This window comes from Rhizobium sp. 10PS4 (assembly GCF_032464805.1).
Lineage (GTDB): Bacteria > Pseudomonadota > Alphaproteobacteria > Rhizobiales > Rhizobiaceae > Rhizobium > Rhizobium laguerreae.
The window spans coordinates 1-3,220 of record NZ_JAWDIW010000031.1 but is presented as its reverse complement, the minus strand read 5'-3'; the positions used below and the strand labels follow the sequence as shown (position 1 = coordinate 3,220).

The following is a 3,220-nucleotide window of genomic DNA, read 5'->3' as shown; positions in this document are numbered from 1 at the left end:
TTCGAGATCGGCAAAAACGCGGTAACGGCCCTCGCTATGAAGCCCGTCCAGCTCGTTTTTGAAAAACGCTTCGAAATCCATGCACATGTTCCTTCTGCATGGGAAATCACTAGCGGTCAGCCAATCGCCTGTATTTGATCTCCGTCAAGTTGGGACGAACTTTGGGCACCTGCAAGTCTGCAAAAGAACCGCCCCGCTCCCGCCCAAACATCGGCTGTTTGATCCGGATCAATTATCTCGCACGCGCTCCGCGCTACTCCTCCGTCCATGATCTCTGTCTCAAAGTTCTCGAAGGGCGTTGTCGCCCTCGCACAACCGTCCCGCTTCGTCGAACTGGCGAACAGGACAATTCCGATCCTCGCGGCCGCGACGCTGATCGCGTTCGCCACCGGGCTCTGGTTGAGTTTCAACTCCGATGGAGACTACCAGCAGGGCGAGACTGTCCGGATCATGTACGTCCACGTTCCGGCTGCTTGGATGGCGATGCTCTGTTACAGCGTGATGACCGCGAACGCGATTGGGTCGCTGGTCTGGAAGCATCCGCTCGCCGACGTCGCGGCCCGTGTCGCCGCCCCGCTCGGCGCCGCCTTCACGTTCGTCTCCCTCATCACTGGAGCGATTTGGGGGAAGCCGATGTGGGGGACGTGGTGGGTTTGGGACGCACGTCTGACCTCGATGTTCGTGCTGTTCATCATGTATCTCGGACTTCTCGCGATCAATCGCGCCATCGACGAGCCCACCCGCGCGGCAAGGGTCACCGCCGTGCTGATCATCGTAGGATTCGTAAACATACCGATCATCAAGTTTTCGGTGGAATGGTGGAACACCCTCCACCAGCCGGCCAGCGTGGTCCGCCTTGCCGGACCGGCTCTGGACATCGAGTTCCTGCGGCCATTGCTGGTCATGGGGCTCGCCTTCGCGTGTCTTTTCGCCACCCTCTACGTCGCCTCGATCAGAAACGAGATCTGGCGCAGAAAGCTGATCTCGCACTACAGGCTGGCCGTCAGGGCAGCGGCTCACAAGGAGGATTGAATGACACATCAAGCGTACGTCTACATCGCCTACGCCCTTACTTTCTCGGTCGTCTTCGCGACATCAGCGAAGGTATGGATCACCGGAAGATCATATCGTCGTCGCGTCGCCGCGCTCGCGCCCGTTCGTGCCGTTCGAACGAACGGCGGCCGTTGAATGGCCCGCCGCCTCATCGCCGCGCTACCTCTCGTGGCCTTCCTCGGATTCGCCGGCGCAGTGGCGAACAACCTGTACCGCGAAGCGACATCGGGCTACTCTCCGTCGGAGCTACCGTCCGCGCTGATCGGCGAGAACCATCCTCCGCTCGCACTTCCCGGACTTCAAGGATTCGAGACCGCTGCCCTGGACGACGAGGCTTTGAAAGGCGAGGTGACAATCGTCAACGTCTTCGCCTCCTGGTGCGTCCCGTGCCATCAGGAGCATTCGTTCCTGATGCAGCTCGCCCAGGATCGGCGGGTGAAGATCGTCGGCATCGACTACAAGGACGATCCGGCCGACGCCATCGCCTTCCTCCGCGCGAACGGCAATCCGTATTCGGCCATAGGCATCGATCGATCCGGGCGACGATCCATCGACTGGGGAGCCTACGGGGTTCCTGAGACCTTCCTCGTCGACCGGGATGGCCGTATCGCCTTCAAGTTCGTCGGGCCGCTCAACTCATCCGCCTTGACCGGCAAGCTCCGCCCCTCCATTGAACGGCTCCTGGCCGATTCGGCATCTCGTCGAGATCGACCGACTGTCAGCCGCTAACGCCTGGCAGTATCCGGTTCGCCTCCGGAATCCGCGCTGAAGAAGCTGCACGAGTCGACGCCTGTCACGCGCACCGCTTCCTCTCCATCTACTCGCCTTTCGACAGCGTGGAGAAGGCTTCGCCTTGTAAAGCTAGCCCTCGAAATAGGATTGGCAATCGGATGAGCGAAGAGGACGCGGAACTCGCGTCGACTCTGTGTGGTCACATGTCGAATTCGTGGCGTGCGCGCCATGTTCGCCGCGCCTGCCGTTATTTTTGCAAGCGGAACTCCAACCGGCAAGGATTCCGCATCTACCTGAAAGCGCGCCGGTCAGGTCAAGGGGACGCGCGCTGTTTGATCTGCGTCAAAGATCCCAAATGGGCTAAGACGTATGGTCCGCCTGCGAGTCGGAAGTTCCGTGTCAAATGGGGAAACTTTGACAGAGGCCTCGTTCAGGTGACATCCCGGACGGGCCTCCTCGCCTCTTACAATGCCGCGATAGGATGGGAGGAGCCTGACCCAATCGGGGATGTCCGCTCGTCGCCACGACGTCGTGCACCTGTTCGGAAACGAAGCTGAAGAGAGCGCTCGTAGCTGGAATGAGCAAGTCTTCAAAGAAGGACGGATCGCGAAACGTCTAGGAACCGTGTTCCTCCGTCACGGACAGGCAGTCCTTGTACCCTCCGATTCCCAAGCTCTCGACGAGGCTGCGCACTGCCTTTCGCTTCAGTTCCGACTCAACCAGACCCTCCAGCGTAACTTGGCCGTTCTTCACCGTTACCTGGATCTTCTGGGGCGTGAGCCCGAGGTCCGACCGCAGCCGGGTGCGTACGGCGAGCTTGATGGACTCGTCCTCGCGGGGAATCGGCGTCGTTGGAGCGTCGAGGATCAATCCCAGAATGTCGCGGCGGCTCACTATTCCCACAAGCTTGCCGTTCTCCACGATCGGCAGCCGCTTGATGCGATGAGCCTGAAGGCTCTCGGCTATGTCTGATATCTCGCTGTCGGGCCGTGCGACGATGACGTCCGGTGACATCACGTCCGCCACCGACCACCCGTTGCTGGAAATATATCTCTCCAGGTCGGTCTCGGAGATCATCTCCGGCCCGCGAGGCGTGCGAGGCGAAACGCGGATCTCTCTGCGAAGCAGAAGGTCTCCCTCTGTCAGCATTCCGCGAACGCGGCCCTCCTCGTCCACGACCGGGAGGCCGCTCACACCGTTCTGCAACATGACGGCAACGGCGTGGCGGACGCCGACCTGCGGGCTGATGGAGACGACGTCTCGTGTCATGATGTCCTTGGCCTGCATGTTCCTCGCCTCACGTTCGGATTTGTTGAATGTGAACGGTAGACGGCTATCGAAGGCTCGGCTTTGATCTCCGTCAAAGTTCGCGCCGGTTTAGAAGATCATCCAGCCTGGCCTGCTCGTCCGCGCTCAGGCGGCTCCCAATCGGTCC

4 protein-coding genes are annotated in these 3,220 nt (G+C 60.6%); 3 read left to right on the top strand and 1 reads right to left on the bottom strand.

Going from position 1 to position 3,220, the window contains the following annotated elements; genetic code table 11:
• The first annotated feature begins 267 nt into the window (after window positions 1-267).
• Genes RWJ89_RS33185 through RWJ89_RS33175 form a run of 3 tightly spaced genes read left to right on the top strand, consistent with a single transcriptional unit; the run spans window position 268 to window position 1,782 of the window.
• Complete coding sequence (locus RWJ89_RS33185) at window positions 268-1,032, top strand: heme ABC transporter permease (protein ID WP_131665553.1); 765 nt, start codon at window positions 268-270, stop codon at window positions 1,030-1,032.
• Window positions 1,033-1,188, top strand: coding sequence for a heme exporter protein CcmD (locus tag RWJ89_RS33180; protein WP_131665554.1), 156 nt, complete (start codon window positions 1,033-1,035; stop codon window positions 1,186-1,188).
• A complete protein-coding gene (locus tag RWJ89_RS33175) occupies window positions 1,189-1,782 on the top strand; it encodes a DsbE family thiol:disulfide interchange protein (protein WP_131665555.1) in 594 nt (197 codons plus the stop codon). It begins immediately after the preceding gene.
• Window positions 1,783-2,400: 618 nt separating this feature from the next.
• On the opposite strand, the gene RWJ89_RS33170 is transcribed toward RWJ89_RS33175, so the two are convergent.
• Entirely contained in the window at window positions 2,401-3,072 is a 672-nt protein-coding gene (locus tag RWJ89_RS33170; protein WP_131665556.1) for a CBS domain-containing protein, read from the bottom strand.
• Window positions 3,073-3,220: the final 148 nt, after the last annotated feature.

What these genes read in the sequence shown, in the direction of transcription:
- RWJ89_RS33185 (WP_131665553.1), top strand. Translation starts at nt 268, where the DNA reads ATGATCTCTGTCTCAAAGTTCTCGAAGGGCGTTGTCGCCCTCGCACAA.
- RWJ89_RS33180 (WP_131665554.1), top strand. Translation starts at nt 1,033, where the DNA reads ATGACACATCAAGCGTACGTCTACATCGCCTACGCCCTTACTTTCTCG.
- RWJ89_RS33175 (WP_131665555.1), top strand. Translation starts at nt 1,189, where the DNA reads ATGGCCCGCCGCCTCATCGCCGCGCTACCTCTCGTGGCCTTCCTCGGA.
- RWJ89_RS33170 (WP_131665556.1), bottom strand. Translation starts at nt 3,072, where the DNA reads ATGCAGGCCAAGGACATCATGACACGAGACGTCGTCTCCATCAGCCCG.